Source organism: Agromyces sp. GQ35 (assembly GCF_059758475.1).
The window spans coordinates 380,700-393,406 of record NZ_JCAXEO010000001.1 but is presented as its reverse complement, the minus strand read 5'-3'; the positions used below and the strand labels follow the sequence as shown (position 1 = coordinate 393,406).

Genomic DNA, 12,707 nt, shown 5'->3' with positions numbered 1-12,707 from the left:
CGAGCCGGGAAACTCGTAACGGTCGAAAACCAAGCGACATTCGGTTTATGATCGAACCGATGCCGCTTGCGGCCCCACCCGAGCATGAAGGAGTGCTGGCATGACCGATCAGTCGAACCGCGAGACGGATGCCGCGGCATCCGATGACCTCGACCTGCGCTATCGCGACGCGAGCCTGCCGACCGCCGAACGCGTCGAGATCCTCCTCGGCCAGATGACGCTCGACGAGAAGGCGGGTCTCTTCTTCCAGACCATGATCGGCACGGGCGACGATGGCACGCTCTCCGCGGGGGACCCGACCTTCGGGCTGCCGTCGACCGAGGAGTACGTCTCGGGCCGCCTGCTGAACCACTTCAACGTGCTGCAGGCGCCGCCCACGCCCGAGCTCATCGCCGAGTGGCACAACCGCCTGCAGGAGCTCGCGGCCGCGACCCGGCTCGGCATTCCCGTGACCGTGTCGACCGACCCGCGACACTCCTACACCGACAACCCGCTTGCAGGCATGCTCGCGGGGTCGTTCTCGGTCTGGCCCGAGACCATGGGCCTCGCCGCCATCGGCGATGAGGCGCTCGTCGAGCGATTCGGCGACATCGCGCGGCAGGAGTACACGGCCGTCGGCATCCGCGTGGCGCTGCATCCGCAGATCGACCTCGCGACCGAACCCCGCTGGTCGCGCGCACTGCAGACCTTCGGTGAAGACCCCGAGCTCGCCGGGCGCCTCGGCGCCGCCTACATCCGCGGCTTCCAGGGCGTCGAGCTCGGCCCCGACTCGGTGGCGACGATGACGAAGCACTTCCCGGGCGGCGGCCCCCAGAAAGACGGCGAAGACCCGCACTTCGCGCACGGCCGCGAGCAGGTCTACCCCGGCGGCGAGTTCGAGCTGCACCTGAAGCCGTTCGAGGCGGCGTTCGAGGCGGGCACGAGCCAGATCATGCCGTACTACGGAATGCCCGTCGGCACCGAGTACGAGGAGGTCGGCTTCGGATTCAACAAGTCCGTCATCACCGGACTGCTGCGCGAGCGCTACGGCTTCGACGGGATCGTCTGCACCGACTGGGGGCTCATCAACGACTCCTCCATCATGGGCGCGCCGTTCCCGGCCCGGGCCTGGGGCGTCGAGCACCTGACGCCCCGCGAACGTATGAAGAAGGTCATCGATGCGGGAGTCGACCAGTTCGGCGGCGAGGCGGCACCCGACATGCTCGTCGAGCTCGTGCGATCGGGCGAGATCACCGAGGAGCGCCTCGATGTCTCTGCCCGGCGCCTGCTGCGCGAGAAGTTCGTGCTCGGGCTCTTCGACCAGCCGTACGTCGATGTCGAGCGGGCGAAGCGCATCGTCGGCTCGCCCGAGTTCGTCGCCGCGGGCGAGGCGGCGCAGCGTGCAGCCATGACGCTGCTGGTGAACCGCGAGCGGTCGGATGCCTCGGGCGCGGTGCGGCCCGTGCTGCCGCTCGCTCGCGGCCTTCGACTGTACGTCGAGGGCGTCGATCCCGAGATCGCGGGAGAGTACGGGGCGGTCGTGGAGTCGCCGGCCGATGCCGATGTCGCGATCCTGCGCCTCGCGGCGCCCTTCGAGGAGCGCCCGACGTTCTTCGAGAACTTCTTCCACTCGGGCTCGCTCGACTTCACGGCGCAGCAGATCGCGCACGTGCGTGCGGTGGCTGCTGCGGTGCCGACCGTGGTCGACGTGTTCCTCGACCGGCCGGCCATTCTCGCGCCGTTCGTCGACGAGCTCGCCGGGCTGACCGCCAACTGGGGGGCGAGCCCTCGCGCTCTGCTCGACGTGCTGACCGGTGCTGCTGCGCCGCAGGGCAAGCTGCCGTTCGACCTGCCGAGCAGCATGGCGGCGGTGGAGGCGAACCGTCCCGATGTGCCGTTCGACACGGCCGACCCGCTGTTCCGCTTCGGGCACGGCCTGCGGTACGCCGACTGAGGCAGTGGCCGACCTCTCGCTCCTCAGGCCCGCAACGCGGCGAAGTAGCGATGGGTGCGGTCGAGCATGCGCGCTCGAGCCTCGGGCCCGCGACGACTCGTCTCGGGGAACGAGAGCCAGCGCAGGCGCCGGATGCCGATGAGCCCGAACGTGCCGCGGAAGAGGATGCGCTGTCCCGGTCGGGCGAACCACCACCGGTAGATGCTGCCGGGGGTCGTCATGGGTGTGAGCACCGTGACGCCGTCGAGCCGTGTCAGGAGGCGGGTGAGTGCCCGCCCCGGCACGGGCTCTTCGAAGGCGAAGCCTCGCACGAGTACGCGATCGAGGAACCCCTTGGTGGCGGCGGGCATCGCCATCCACCAGGTCGGGAAGATGAACACGAGATGGTCGGCCGCGGCGAGCCGGCGCTGGTAGTCGACGACCTGCGGGTCGATCGTGGAGCGTTGGCGCCATGCACGGAGGTCGTCGGCGCTGAGCGCGGGAGTGAAGCCGTCGGCCGCGAGGTCGATCACGTCGATCGTGTGCCCGGCGGTCTCGAGCCCCGCACGAGCCCGGGCAAGCAGCGCCGCCGAGAAGCTTCGACGGTGCGGAACGTTGTCGGCGGCGTCCGCCCCGTACGGGTGGTCGAAGACGATCAGTGCATGCATCAGCGGCTCCTCAAACAGTTGCAGATGGAACAGTCACACTAGCAACTGTCATGAATGGGAGCGAATTTCGATACACTTGCTCCATGTCCGATGCCGAAACATCCGTCTCGATCACCGATGTCGTCGAGCTCTGGACTCTCGGCCGCAAGATGACCGCCTTGCTCGAACGCCGCCTCGACCGCGAGCTGCGGGCGGCCCTCGACATCTCCGTGCAGCGCTACACCCTCGTCGGCACCCTGTGCGGTCACGAGGCCGACCTGAATCAGCAGCACGTCGCCGAGCTCCTCGGATTCACGAAGAGCAGCATCAGCCGCCACGTCGAGGCCGCCGAACGCGCCGGCGACCTCGTCGTCCTCCCGGCGCCGCACTCGCGCCGCGAGAAGCTCCTTCGTCTCACGCCGAGTGGCCGGCAGCTCGCCGAGCGCGGCGACCGCGTCTTCGCCGGTGTCGTCGCCGAAGTCGCCGGCGCAGCCGGTTCCGAGGGCCTCGCGGTCACCGTGCAGACCCTTCGCGCGATGACCGCAGCACTCGCCGCTGCACCCGCGGCGAAGGGGGAACAGGCCGCCGGGCTCGAGGGCGCGCGCTGACGAGATCGCCCTCGCTGTAGCGCGGATGCTGTACGGCGTGCCGTGGTGAACGCTACGATCGGCGCAAGTGCGCGCCGAGGGCGGCGCCCAGGGGCAAGGGGGTACGACATGTCCGATCAAGCGACTCGTCCGGCAGGGGTGACGATCGTCGCGATACTCGCGTGGATCGCCGGCGCCCTCGACATCGTGTCGGGCACGATCCTGCTCCTCCAAGCGGGTGTCACTTCGGTCGCCGACGGTCTGGGCGGCTCCGGGCCGCTCTACGCCGCAGCCATCGGCTCGATCGTGCTCGGTCTCATCGTGATCGTGCTGGCCGCTGGGCTGCTCGGCGGCAACGAGGTCGCGCGGCTGGTCATCACCGTGGTCGAGGTGCTCTCGATCATCGGCTCGCTCTTCCTGGCCTTCGCGTATCTCGGCGGTGCCGTCGGCGAGTGGCTCGGCATCGTCGTCTCGCTCGTCGTGGTGCTGTTGCTGTGGACGCACCGGGCGAGCGTCTTCTTCGGCAGCCGGAGCGCAGTGTGAGCGCCGTGCGACCGGGCGGCGTCACGTTCATCGCGGTGCTCACCTGGATCTCGGGCCTCCTCGACATCATCGGCGGCACGATCCTGCTCTTCCAGACGAGCGTGGCCGCGACCGTCGAGCAGTTCGGCGGTGCGAGCCAGCTGATCACCTCAGCGATCGTCGCGATCCTCATCGGCGCGATCGTCATCATCGTGGCCGGAGGCCTCCTGCGTGGCAGCCCCGGCGCTCGCATCGCCGTAACGGTCTTCCAGGTGCTCTCGATCGCGGCCTCGATCTTCCTCGCGATCGCCTATCCGGCCGGCGCGATCGGCGAGTACTTCAGCGTCGCCATCGCCGTGATCGTGCTGGCCTTCCTCTGGACGGGTCGCGCGAACGCGTTCTTCCGCGGCTGACACCGCGCGCGCGGCTGGCTCGAGGAAGCGAGCCTCGCGGAAACGCCGGCGCGCGGGAACGCGCCGTTGTCGATAGTCCATGGGCGTCCCGAGTGCGGTTTGTAGGGTCGCCACAGCAGGTGGCGAGGCCTTCGCGCGCCCCTTTGTAGGGCGCGCATGCAGGTTTTCCGCACCGACCGACCCCGGCATAGCGTGGAACGAGGCCCAGAACGCACACGAAGGACGAGACACCGACGATGGTTGACACGGCACCCCGCACAGGTTCGAAGCAGCAGACGGCCGCGCCGCAGCGCTCGGAAGACACGGCACCGCCGAAGTCGGCCCGCTCTGCGGCATCCGCCCCGGTCGAGAGCGCAGCGACCACGCAGCCGACCGTCGATGTGGCGAAACTGGGGCGGCAGCTGCTCGGCACCTGGGCCGACATCCGGCTCGCGTCGCGTGACCGCGCTGCACGGCCCGAGCTGCAGCGCATCGAGGGCCAGCCCATGGCCGAGCATCGCGAACGCGTGCTCGGGCAACTGAAGCTCCTCGTCGAAGACGGCGCCGTGCACCGCGCCTTCCCGTCGTCGCTCGGCGGCCACGACGACCACGGCGGCAACATCGCGGCATTCGAAGAGCTGGTCATCGCCGACCCGAGCCTGCAGATCAAGGCGGGCGTGCAGTGGGGCCTCTTCGGCGCCGCAGTGCTGCACCTCGGCACCGAGCACCACCACGAGACGTACCTGCCCGACATCATGTCGCTCAAGGTGCCCGGCGCGTTCGCGATGACCGAGACCGGCCACGGTTCGGATGTCGCGGCGATCGGCACGACCGCCACCTACGACGAGGCCAAGCAGCAGTTCGTCATCAACACCCCGTTCCGCGGCGCGTGGAAGGACTACCTCGGCAATGCGGCCGTGCACGGCACTGCCGCGGTGGTCTTCGCCCAGCTCATCACGAAGGGCGTGAACCACGGGGTGCACGCCTTCTACGTGCCGTTGCGCAACACCAAGGGCGGGTTCCTCAAGGGCATCGGCGGCGAAGACGACGGACTGAAGGGCGGCCTGAACGGCATCGACAACGGCCGGCTGCACTTCACGAACGTTCGGGTGCCGCGCGAGAACCTGCTGAACCGTTACGGCTCGGTTGCTGAAGACGGCACGTACTCGAGCCCGATCGCGAGCTCAGGGCGACGCTTCTTCACGATGCTCGGCACACTCGTGCAGGGGCGGGTCTCGCTCGACGGCGCCGCGACCGCAGCGGCCGCGATGGCGCTCACGATCGCGATCACCTACGGCAACCAGCGCCGCCAGTTCAACGCGGCGAGCGACACCGAAGAAGAAGTGCTGCTCGACTACCAGCGCCACCAGCGCCGGCTGTTGCCGAAACTCGCGACGACGTACGCGCAGTTCTTCGCGCACGACGAGTTCCTCGTGAAGTTCGACGCGGTGTTCTCGGGCAAGGCCGACACCGACGACGACCGGCAAGACCTCGAGACGATGGCGGCCGCGCTGAAGCCGCTCTCGACGTGGCACGCGCTCGAGACCCTCCAAGAGGCGCGTGAGGCGACCGGCGGCGCGGGATTCCTCGCCGAGAACCGCATGGTCGGCCTCCGCCAGGACCTCGACGTCTACGTCACCTTCGAGGGTGACAACAACGTCTTGCTCCAGCTCGTGGCCAAGCGCCTGCTCACCGACTTCTCGAAGCAGTTCGCCAAAGCGGATGCCGGAGCGATGGCCCGCTACGTGGTGCAGCAGACCGCCGACCGCGCCTACCACGGCACCGGGCTCCGCAGCCTCGCCCAGACGATCGCCGACTTCGGTTCGACGGCTCGATCGGTCAGCGAGCTGCGTGACGAGCAGACGCAGCGCGAGCTGCTCACCGACCGCGTCGAGGCCATGATCGGCGAGATCGCCGGGCGGCTGCGCGACGCGCGCAAGCTCCCCAAGGCCGATGCCGCCGCGGCGTTCAACCGCAACCAGAACGAGCTCATCGAAGCTGCGCGTGCGCACGGCGAGCTGCTCCAGTGGGAGGCGTTCACGCGTGCCCTCGCGAAGACGAGCGACCCGGGCACCAAGCAGGTGCTCACCTGGGTGCGCGATCTCTTCGGCCTCGGCCTCATCGAGAAGCACCTCGCGTGGTACCTCATTCACGGCCGCCTCGCCCCGAAGCGGGCCCAGGCGGTCAGCGCCTACATCGACCGTCTCGTCGAGCGGCTGCGGCCGCACGCGCAGGACCTGGTCGACGCCTTCGGCTACGCCCCCGAGCACTTGCGCGCGAAGATCGCGACGGGTGCCGAGCTCGAACGCCAAGACGAGGCGCGCGCCTACTACGCCGCGCAGCGCGCGGCGGGAACGCTGCCGGTGCCCGAGAAGTCGAAGAAGCAGTAGCTTCCTCTCGCACGAAGGCCGGGCTCCGCAGCGGGGCCCGGCCTTCGTGCGTTCGCGGTGTCAGCGCCGCAGGCGCCGGTACGCCCCGGCGGCGAGCGGCAGGAACACGGCCGTGATCACCAGAGGCCAGAGGGATGCCGCGAGCACGGCGTTCTCGGCGAACCATCCGCTCGTCGCACCCGTCGGGTTGCCGAACAGCTCACGCGTCGCGGCGGCGGTCGCCGATACCGGGTTCCACGTCGCGATCACGCCGAGCCAGCCGGGCATCGTCTCGGCCGAGACGAACACGGTCGAGAGGAACCCGATCGGCCAGACGAGCACCTGCACGGCGGTGGTGGCGCCGGCGCTGCGGAAGCGCAGGCCGAGGAAGATGCCGAGCCACAGCAGCGCGAACCGCAGCCAGAGCAGCAGCACGATGCCGAGCACGACCTCGCCCGGGCCGGTCGTCGGCCGCCAGCCGATGAGCAGGCCGCCCAGCATGAGCACGGCGAGGCTCAGCGCCGACGAGGCGAGGTCGGCGATCGCGCGCCCGAGTGCGACGGAGGCGCTCGCAATGGGAAGCGATCGGAACCGGTCGGTGATGCCGCGCTTCGCGTCTTCGGCCATGGCGGTCATGGTCGATTCGAGTCCGAACAGCATCGTGAGCGCGAACATGCCGGGCAGCAGGAAGGCGATGTAGTCGCCGCCGCCGGGCAGTTCGATGGCCCCACCGAAGAGGAAGCCGAACATCAGGATCAGCATGATGTTGAACGCGAGCCCGAAGATGACTCCCCATGGCTCTCGCACCCAGTGCGTCATGTCGCGCCCGGCGATCAGCCACGCTTCGCGCGCGGCATTCGGGCGACGGTCTCGCACGACGGATGCGCCGGCGATGGCGGTGGGCGGGGTGATGGTGGTCATCGTGCCTCCTCGGTCTCGTGAAGGGGTGCGTGGTCGGGCCGGAGCACGGCATCCGGCGCTGCCGCGCCGGCGGTGCCTCCGCCCGAGCCGGTGAGGTGCAGGAACACCTCGTCGAGGGTGGGCCGGCGCAGCGCGAGGTCATCGACCACGAGAGCTGCCGCGTCGAGGCTTCGCACGATCGGCGCGAGCGCCTTCTGACTGTCATCGACCTCCACCGTGACGGTGCGGGTGTCGCGATCGACGGATGCCTCGGCGACGACTGTTCGCCCGATGAGCTCCGCCGCCTCATCGAGGCGGGCCGGGTCGGCGATCACCACGGCGACGCGGTCACCGCCGAGCTGCCGCTTGAGCGCCGCTGGTGTGCCCTCCGCGACGACCCTGCCGTGGTCCATGACCGAGATGCGATCGGCGAGCTGGTCGGCTTCGTCGAGGTACTGCGTCGTCAGCAGCACCGTTGTTCCGGCCGCGGCGATCTCCCGAACGGCCTGCCAGACCGTGGCTCGTCCTCGCGGATCGAGCCCGGTGGTCGGTTCGTCGAGGAAGAGGATCGCGGGGGTGAGCACCAGGCTCGCCGCGATGTCGAGTCGCCGTCGCATGCCGCCGGAGAATCCGGAGACCGCGCGGGACGCGGCATCCGTCAACTCGAAGGAAGCGAGCAGCTCTTCGGTACGGCGACGTGCTCGAGACTTCGACAGGCCGCTCAGCCGGGCGAAGAGCACGAGGTTCTGCTGTGCGGTGAGCGCCTCGTCGACGGCGTGGAACTGGCCGACGAGGCCGATGCGCTCACGCACCTGCGCCGGGTGGCGGCGCACGTCGATGCCGTCGATCTCGGCCGTGCCGTCGTCGAGCTCGGTCAGGGTCGTGAGGCATCGAACGGCCGTGGTCTTGCCGGCACCGTTCGGGCCGAGGAGGCCGTGCACCTGGCCTCGTCGAATCTCGAGGTCGAAGCCGTCGAGGGCGTGTTCGGCGCCGTAGTGCTTGCGGAGCCCTCGGGCTCGGAGCGCCATGGATTCAGGGGTTCTGGACTTTGGCATGAGTGTCATCGCATCCTTCAACGTACGCCATACGGAATTATTCCCTGCAAACCGTACACCATACGAAGAATGTAGGCTAGCGCCATGTCGACCGAATCCACGGGGCGCGGTGAACCCGACCGAACACTCCGGCTCCTCTGGCGTGGGCGGCTGGGCGAGCCGCTCGGTTCCCGCGGCCCCAAGCAGCGCTCGAGCGTCGACCAGGTCGTCGAGACCGCCATCCAGATCGCCGACGAAGAGGGCATCGAGGCGCTCTCGATGCGTCGCATCGCCGACCGGCTCGACCTCAAGCCGATGTCGGTCTACACCTACGTGCCCGGCAAGGCCGAACTCATCGACCTCATGGTCGACCACGTCGCCGGCGAGGTCGCACTTCCCGCGCTCGACGGGAGCCTGCGCGAGCGGCTCACCGAGATCGCCAGGCTCCAGTGGGAGGAGTACCTGCGGCATCCATGGCTCCTCGCGATCGACACGAGCAGGCCCCCGCTCGGACCGAACGTGTCCGACCACTGGGAATGGTGCCTCGGCGCGATCGACGGACTCGGCCTCAGCGACCTCGACATGGATCGGGTCGTCACCCTGCTGCTCGGCTTCGTCGGCGGCCCCGCGAGGGCCTACCTCGATGCCGAGCGCCTGCGCCGCTCGAGCGCGGAGTCCGACGTCGAGTGGTGGGAGCGCAACGCGCCCCTGCTCGAGCAGATCATGGACCCGAGTCGGTATCCGATCTCAGGCAGGGTCGGTCAGGCGGCCGGTGAGGCGTACGAAGCGCCTGCCGACCCGCTCGGAGCATTCGCCTTCGGACTCGCGCGGGTCATCGACGGCATCGAGCAGTACGTCGCGTCGACGCATGCACCGAGCGGCACCGGCGACGCCCGCTGAGGTTCACTTCCTCGGCGACTCGTCTGCCGGGGGCTTCATCAGGGCACCGGCGGCGATGCCGACGACGATGCCGGCTGCCAGCCAAAGCCAGAACCCGGTCCACAGGCTGATGCCGACCCCGACGATCGCGCCGACGACGAGCCCGACGATGAGTTGGGTGCGACGTGCGGGAGTCATCGGTTCGGCCATGCCACAAGCCTACGGGCCGCGGGTGCGGGTCTCGATACGGCCGCGGGCGGCCTACTCGACCGGCGAGGTCAGATGAGGCCGAGGGCGCGAACGGCCTCGCGCTCGTCTTCGAGTTCGGCGACGGATGCCGCGATGCGCTGCCGCGCGAACGCGTCCACCTCGAGGCCCTGCACGATGTGCCAAGCGCCGTCCCTCGACTCCACAGGGAACGAGGAGACGAGCCCCTCGGGCACGCCGTACGAGCCGTCGGAGACGATCGCGGCACTCGTCCACCCGTCGGGGGTGCCGGCGACCCAGTCGCGCACGTGATCGATCGTCGCGCTCGCCGCGGACGCGACCGACGATGAGCCGCGCACCTCGATGATCTCGGCACCCCGCTTCGCGACACGGGGAATGAACTCATCGGCGAGCCACGCCCTGACGGCGTCGGTACCGCCGAGGCGGGCGGCGAGCAGGGCAGGCACCGAGTCGCCGCCCGCGGTGGCGTGCGCGACATCGGGAAACTGCGTGGCCGAGTGATTGCCCCAGATCGTCACGCCGCGGATCTCGCCGACCGGGCTCGCCACGGTCGCCGCCAACTGGCCGAGGGCCCGATTGTGGTCGAGGCGGGTCAGCGCGGTGAAGCGCTCGGCCGGCACATCAGGTGCGTGGGCCGACGCGATGAGTGCGTTCGTGTTCGCCGGATTGCCGACCACGACGACGCGGATGTCGTCGGCGGCGACCGCGTTGATCGCCTCGCCCTGCGGGCCGAAGATGCCGCCGTTGGCTGCGAGCAGGTCGCCGCGCTCCATGCCGGCGGTGCGCGGTCGAGCGCCGACGAGCAGGGCGACGTTCGCGGCGTCGAACGCCACTCGAGCGTTGTCAGTCACCTCGACGTGCGAGAGCAGCGGAAACGCGGAGTCCTGCAGTTCGAGCGCAGCACCCTCGGCCGCCCGAACACCCTGCGGGATCTCGAGCAGGTTCAGTCGCACGGGCGTCTCGGGGCCGAACAGCGCTCCCGACGCGATGCGGAACAACAGGGCGTACCCGATCTGTCCGCCGGCGCCCGTGAGCGTGACGGTGATCGGCTTCTTCGCAGCCATGCTCCGAGCCTAACCCGGCGTCCATGGCCTGCTCACCCGGCACCCGCCTGCGGCGCGGCATCCGGCCGCGGCATCCGCTGATCGCTACCGTGGCGCCATGAGAGAGATGTATCCGGAGATCGAGCCGCTGGAGACCGGCATGCTCGACGTGGGGGACGGCCAGCACATCTATTGGGAGGTGTCGGGCAATCGGCAGGGGAAGCCGGTCGTGTTCCTGCACGGGGGTCCCGGTGCTGGAACGACGTCGGAGCATCGCCGTCTCTTCGACCCCGAGCGCTATCGGATCGTGCTCTTCGACCAGCGTGGCTGCGGCCTGTCGATCCCGCACGCGAGCGAGCCCGACGCGAACCTGGCCGCGAACACGACCTGGCACCTGGTGGCCGACATGGAGCGCCTGCGCGGGCACCTCAGCATCGACCGGTGGCAGGTGTTCGGCGGTTCGTGGGGGAGTGCGCTCGCACTCGCCTATGCCGAGACCCATCCCGAGCGGGTGACCGAACTCGTGCTGCGCGGCATCTTCACCCTGCGTCGGCAGGAACTCGACTGGTTCTACGAGGGCGGCGCGGCCGCCGTCTTCCCCGACCTGTGGGAGGAGTTCCTCGCCCCGGTTCCTGCGCTCGAGCGCGCCCACCTCATCGAGGCGTACGGCCGATTGCTCAGCAACCCGAACCCCGAAGTGCACGAGCCGGCCGCCATCGCCTGGGCGCGCTGGGAGTCGTCGACGATCACACTGCTGCCGCAGGCGGCGACCATCGCCCGATTCACCGCGCCAGAGTACGCGACGGCGTTCGCGCGCATCGAGAACCACTACTTCCGCCACGGCGGATGGTGGGAGGAGGGGCAGTTGATTCGGGATGCCTCGCGGCTCCGCGGCATCCCGGCGGTCATCGTTCAGGGGCGATACGACATGTGCACCCCCGCGATGACCGCGTGGGACCTGCACCGAGCGTGGCCCGAGGCCGAGCTCACGATCGTCGACGACGCCGGCCACGCCTTCGATGAGCCGGGCATCCTCGACGCGCTGATCACGGCGACCGACCGGTTCGCCGGCGGCGACGGATACGGCGGTCGGGCCGTCGAAGATGGCGACGATGACGACGATGACGACGATGACGACGACGATGACGACGATGACGACGATGACGACGATGACGACGATGACGATGACGATGACGATGACGACGATGACGACGACGACGATGACGACGATGACGACGACGACGACGACGCCAGCGACGAGGACGAACGCACTGGGCTCCCACGGTCGCGCGGCGCGGAGTAACTTCGGATCATGACGTTCAATCCCGACGCCGACATCAGCGGTGGCAAGACCTCCCGACGCGGTCGCAACACCGGCATCGCCGTCGGCGGCGGCGTCGGCGTGCTCGCGATCTTCCTCATCTCCCAGTTGCTCGGCGTCGACCTGACCGGGCTCGTCGGGGGCGGCGGCCAGCCCGCGGCGAGCGATTCGGCACTCGACCAGTGCCTCACCGGCCAAGACGCGAACGAGAACGTCGAGTGCCGCATGAAGGGCGCATCGGCGTCGCTCGAGGCTTATTGGGAGACGGAAGCGGCCGAGCTCGGCATCGCCTACAACTCGCCGCAGAACTTCATCATCTTCGATCAGTCCGTCACGACCGCCTGCGGTGGCGCCTCAGCGGCGACCGGGCCCTTCTACTGCCCGCCAGACCAGACGATCTACATCGACGTGACCTTCTACGACGAACTGCGCAGTCGGTTCGGGGCCAGTGGGGGACCGCTCGCCGAGATGTACGTCATTGCTCATGAGTGGGGACACCACGTGCAGAACCTCGACGGCACACTCGAGCGTTCGCAGGACGGCCAGACCGGGCCTTCCTCGAACGCCGTGCGAGTCGAGCTGCAGGCCGATTGCTACGCCGGGGCGTGGACGGCCAACGCATCGACGGTAGAGGACGACAGCGGGGTGCCATTCCTGCAGCCGATCACCGAGGCTCAGTACCGCGACGCCCTGAGCGCGGCATCGGCGGTCGGCGACGACCGGATCCAGGAGGCGACCCAGGGGCAGGTCACGCCGCACTCGTTCACGCACGGTACGAGCGAACAGCGCATGAAGTGGTTCAAGACCGGCTTCGAGCAGGGCGCAGGCGCATGCGACACCTTCGCGGCCTCGCCCTCGGCACTCTGATCAGTC

Annotated in this window: 12 protein-coding genes and 1 pseudogene; 8 read left to right on the top strand and 5 right to left on the bottom strand. The window is 69.2% G+C overall.

The window, feature by feature from the left end:
• Positions 1 to 100: 100 nt before the first annotated feature.
• Positions 101 to 1,933: a glycoside hydrolase family 3 protein gene (locus AC6CH0_RS01935; protein WP_498097979.1), complete on the top strand. Its 1,833-nt coding sequence runs from the start codon at positions 101 to 103 to the stop codon at positions 1,931 to 1,933.
• A 23-nt stretch (positions 1,934 to 1,956) separates the two neighbouring features.
• Here AC6CH0_RS01935 and AC6CH0_RS01930 read toward each other — a convergent pair whose 3' ends face one another.
• Positions 1,957 to 2,580 carry an NAD(P)H-dependent oxidoreductase gene (locus AC6CH0_RS01930; protein ID WP_498097978.1) on the bottom strand — a complete coding sequence of 208 codons (624 nt, stop codon included), beginning with the start codon at positions 2,578 to 2,580 and terminating at the stop codon, positions 1,957 to 1,959.
• Between the two features lie 83 nt (positions 2,581 to 2,663).
• Between AC6CH0_RS01930 and AC6CH0_RS01925 the strand changes: the two genes are divergently transcribed.
• From AC6CH0_RS01925 to AC6CH0_RS01910, 4 genes are all read left to right on the top strand, one after another.
• A complete protein-coding gene (locus tag AC6CH0_RS01925) occupies positions 2,664 to 3,167 on the top strand; it encodes a MarR family winged helix-turn-helix transcriptional regulator (protein WP_498097977.1) in 504 nt (167 codons plus the stop codon).
• A 108-nt stretch (positions 3,168 to 3,275) separates the two neighbouring features.
• Positions 3,276 to 3,689, top strand: coding sequence for a DUF7144 family membrane protein (locus AC6CH0_RS01920; protein ID WP_498097976.1), 414 nt, complete (start codon positions 3,276 to 3,278; stop codon positions 3,687 to 3,689).
• Positions 3,686 to 4,081 (top strand): DUF7144 family membrane protein, encoded by a 396-nt coding sequence (locus tag AC6CH0_RS01915; protein WP_498097975.1) that lies wholly within the window; start codon positions 3,686 to 3,688, stop codon positions 4,079 to 4,081. The genes AC6CH0_RS01920 and AC6CH0_RS01915 overlap by 4 nt, the downstream gene beginning before the upstream one ends.
• 236 nt (positions 4,082 to 4,317) lie before the next feature.
• Complete coding sequence (locus AC6CH0_RS01910; RefSeq protein ID WP_498097974.1) at positions 4,318 to 6,450, top strand: acyl-CoA dehydrogenase family protein; 2,133 nt, start codon at positions 4,318 to 4,320, stop codon at positions 6,448 to 6,450.
• A gap of 60 nt (positions 6,451 to 6,510) precedes the next feature.
• Here AC6CH0_RS01910 and AC6CH0_RS01905 read toward each other — a convergent pair whose 3' ends face one another.
• Both AC6CH0_RS01905 and AC6CH0_RS01900 read right to left on the bottom strand, forming a co-directional pair.
• Positions 6,511 to 7,350, bottom strand: coding sequence for an ABC transporter permease (locus tag AC6CH0_RS01905; protein ID WP_498097973.1), 840 nt, complete (start codon positions 7,348 to 7,350; stop codon positions 6,511 to 6,513).
• On the bottom strand, positions 7,347 to 8,384 hold the full coding sequence (locus tag AC6CH0_RS01900; protein ID WP_498097972.1) for an ATP-binding cassette domain-containing protein: 1,038 nt from the start codon (positions 8,382 to 8,384) through the stop codon (positions 7,347 to 7,349). Before AC6CH0_RS01900 ends, AC6CH0_RS01905 begins: the two co-directional genes overlap by 4 nt.
• An 84-nt stretch (positions 8,385 to 8,468) precedes the next feature.
• On the opposite strand from AC6CH0_RS01900, the gene AC6CH0_RS01895 reads away from it, so the two are divergent.
• Positions 8,469 to 9,263 carry a TetR/AcrR family transcriptional regulator gene (locus AC6CH0_RS01895; RefSeq protein WP_498097971.1) on the top strand — a complete coding sequence of 265 codons (795 nt, stop codon included), beginning with the start codon at positions 8,469 to 8,471 and terminating at the stop codon, positions 9,261 to 9,263.
• A 3-nt stretch (positions 9,264 to 9,266) separates the two neighbouring features.
• On the opposite strand, the gene AC6CH0_RS01890 is transcribed toward AC6CH0_RS01895, so the two are convergent.
• Positions 9,267 to 9,452: an HPP family protein gene (locus AC6CH0_RS01890; RefSeq protein WP_498097970.1), complete on the bottom strand. Its 186-nt coding sequence runs from the start codon at positions 9,450 to 9,452 to the stop codon at positions 9,267 to 9,269.
• 68 nt (positions 9,453 to 9,520) lie between these two features.
• Positions 9,521 to 10,534: a malate dehydrogenase gene (locus tag AC6CH0_RS01885; protein WP_498097969.1), complete on the bottom strand. Its 1,014-nt coding sequence runs from the start codon at positions 10,532 to 10,534 to the stop codon at positions 9,521 to 9,523.
• A gap of 97 nt (positions 10,535 to 10,631) precedes the next feature.
• Here AC6CH0_RS01885 and pip point away from each other — a divergent pair.
• Both pip and ypfJ read left to right on the top strand, forming a co-directional pair.
• Positions 10,632 to 11,582: pseudogene (gene pip, locus AC6CH0_RS01880) on the top strand (prolyl aminopeptidase); the annotation flags it as partial.
• 243 nt (positions 11,583 to 11,825) lie between these two features.
• Positions 11,826 to 12,701 (top strand): KPN_02809 family neutral zinc metallopeptidase, encoded by an 876-nt coding sequence (gene ypfJ, locus AC6CH0_RS01875; RefSeq protein WP_498097968.1) that lies wholly within the window; start codon positions 11,826 to 11,828, stop codon positions 12,699 to 12,701.
• Positions 12,702 to 12,707 lie beyond the last annotated feature (6 nt).

What these genes read in the sequence shown, in the direction of transcription:
- AC6CH0_RS01890 (WP_498097970.1), bottom strand. Translation starts at nt 9,452, where the DNA reads ATGGCCGAACCGATGACTCCCGCACGTCGCACCCAACTCATCGTCGGG.
- AC6CH0_RS01905 (WP_498097973.1), bottom strand. Translation starts at nt 7,350, where the DNA reads ATGACCACCATCACCCCGCCCACCGCCATCGCCGGCGCATCCGTCGTG.
- AC6CH0_RS01925 (WP_498097977.1), top strand. Translation starts at nt 2,664, where the DNA reads ATGTCCGATGCCGAAACATCCGTCTCGATCACCGATGTCGTCGAGCTC.
- AC6CH0_RS01895 (WP_498097971.1), top strand. Translation starts at nt 8,469, where the DNA reads ATGTCGACCGAATCCACGGGGCGCGGTGAACCCGACCGAACACTCCGG.
- AC6CH0_RS01900 (WP_498097972.1), bottom strand. Translation starts at nt 8,384, where the DNA reads ATGCCAAAGTCCAGAACCCCTGAATCCATGGCGCTCCGAGCCCGAGGG.
- AC6CH0_RS01885 (WP_498097969.1), bottom strand. Translation starts at nt 10,534, where the DNA reads ATGGCTGCGAAGAAGCCGATCACCGTCACGCTCACGGGCGCCGGCGGA.
- AC6CH0_RS01910 (WP_498097974.1), top strand. Translation starts at nt 4,318, where the DNA reads ATGGTTGACACGGCACCCCGCACAGGTTCGAAGCAGCAGACGGCCGCG.
- AC6CH0_RS01920 (WP_498097976.1), top strand. Translation starts at nt 3,276, where the DNA reads ATGTCCGATCAAGCGACTCGTCCGGCAGGGGTGACGATCGTCGCGATA.
- AC6CH0_RS01930 (WP_498097978.1), bottom strand. Translation starts at nt 2,580, where the DNA reads ATGCATGCACTGATCGTCTTCGACCACCCGTACGGGGCGGACGCCGCC.
- AC6CH0_RS01935 (WP_498097979.1), top strand. Translation starts at nt 101, where the DNA reads ATGACCGATCAGTCGAACCGCGAGACGGATGCCGCGGCATCCGATGAC.
- ypfJ (WP_498097968.1), top strand. Translation starts at nt 11,826, where the DNA reads ATGACGTTCAATCCCGACGCCGACATCAGCGGTGGCAAGACCTCCCGA.